General features: G+C 47.5%; 1 protein-coding gene. It reads right to left on the bottom strand.

Translation table 11 applies throughout. The features are described from left to right. Positions 1 to 72: 72 nt before the first annotated feature. Entirely contained in the window at positions 73 to 1,479 is a 1,407-nt protein-coding gene (gene ltrA, locus BMW59_RS21205) for a group II intron reverse transcriptase/maturase (RefSeq protein WP_093056312.1), read from the bottom strand. Between the last annotated feature and the right edge of the window lie 425 nt (positions 1,480 to 1,904).

The following is a 1,904-nucleotide window of genomic DNA, read 5'->3' as shown; positions in this document are numbered from 1 at the left end:
AATCGAGTAGGAGGAGGGTTCGACCCTCCGTCCTCTCACACCACCGTACGTACGGTTCTCGTATACGGCGGTTCAATGAGTTGAGTGATGCTTTTCATACATTTTCTTATAGAAAGCGTCCATATTTAGAAGTCCTGCTTTTTGCAGGGCTTCTTTTGTAATAGATCGGTGAAGAATAAAAGACTTTGAAATTCTCCAGTAACCCTTCCGGGTATTTGCCCATTCCCACGCTTTGTCTTTGGGAACTTTAAGCTTGATCAAGCTCCGGTATCTGGTCTTTACTTTCTTCCATCTTTTCCAGATAAGTTGCCTGATTCTTCTTCGAACCCATTGGGCGGTCTCACGTATATATTTCTTCATCCTTGAGATGCCATAATACGCGATCCAGCCTCGGAGAACTTCATTCAGTTCTTTTATAATTTCACGCACGTTCCCCGGTCTCTTGCGCGAGAGGAGACCTCTCACTTTCTTCTCCAAACGGTGTTTCGCCTTTATGTGGGGACGAATTCCGCTTTTCCCTTTCGGTAGAGACTGGAGGCAGAAACCAAGGAACTTTCTTTTTGTTGGCGCTCCGACCGCACTTTTCTCCTTATTTACTGTCAAACGAAGTTTGTCTTCCAGGAAGGTCGTGATGCTTTTAAGGACACGCTCGCCCGCTTTACTGCTTTTAACATAGATATTGCAGTCGTCTGCGTACCGGATGAATCGGTGACCTCTTCGCTCAAGTTCCTTGTCCAATTCATTAAGATAAATGTTACTGAGGAGCGGAGATAGGTTTCCCCCTTGGGGCGTTCCAATTTCGCTCGGGTGAACATGATCGCCAATTTTCACTCCGGATACAAGGAACTTGCGTATGAGTTTCAGGATCGTACGATCTGAGACGAACTGGCTCACTAAATACATGAGTTTATCATGATTGACCGTGTCAAAATACTGTTTCAAGTCGATATCAACCACATAGCGGTATCCCTCTTCATGGTAGGACTTCGCTTTCATGATAGCGTCATGCGCACTTCGTCCAGGTCGGAATCCGTAGCTGTTTTCCGAGAAGTGAGGGTCAATGTAAGGTGTAATCACCTGCACAAGTGCCTGTTGAATCACTCGATCCCTCACTGTTGGAATGCCCAGCTCTCTTTTACTTCCATTGTCTTTAGGGATGAGTACCCGTTTGACAGGGTGAGGTTCATACGAACCTTCTTTAAGGGAAAGCACAATCGATCTGTGATGCTCGGCAAAATAAGAATGAATCTCATTCGTTGTCACTCCATCGATGCCTGCGCTGCCTTTCTTTTGTTTAACACGTTTAAATGCATGTCCAAGGTTCTCCCGAGAGACGAGTTTCCTCATCAGTTCGGAAGGCTCACCACCCTGACTCTTCTTTTCACCGCGAAGAACACTGCACCCTCCTGCATTACTCTTCGCTTCCAGCGTCCCCTCCTGCAGGCAGCCATCTTTCGATATTGTCTGTGGTCGTTGCATTCTTCACACCTCCAATTTCATCAGAGTTCTCATTGTTCGGCCCTTCGTCACGAAGTGACTACTATGGCCTCGGCTGACTTCTTATCATTCACAATACCATCGCTGACATCGTTGTCCCCTTAAGGATTTTCTCCTTCTTGGAGACCCTGATAAGACCTCCCCGGGTAAGTCTGACCGCTTTCCACCCACCGGTACAGGATTTACTGTGCGGAATTCGGGCAATGTAGGATTTCATCTTGTATAGCAGATTCATCCTTTCCACTTCAGCCTTGTATCCTGTTTCTGTTCGTTACCGCGTGTGTTTGCGTCCGGCTTCCTTCAGATTCCGGGTCGCCCCGGACACCCTTGCCATTCGCTAACGGTTCCCATTGCCAAGCCCGTAGTGGACTTCCACCACCTAGCTGTCAGACATGCCGGGCACACTA

This window comes from Salipaludibacillus aurantiacus (genome assembly GCF_900111295.1).
GTDB classification, from domain to species: Bacteria; Bacillota; Bacilli; order Bacillales; family Salisediminibacteriaceae; genus Salipaludibacillus; species Salipaludibacillus aurantiacus.
This window is presented reverse-complemented; position numbering and strand designations above follow the sequence as displayed.

Excerpts from the sequence above, each read along its gene's own strand:
- ltrA (WP_093056312.1), bottom strand. The coding sequence starts at position 1,479 with ATGCAACGACCACAGACAATATCGAAAGATGGCTGCCTGCAGGAGGGG.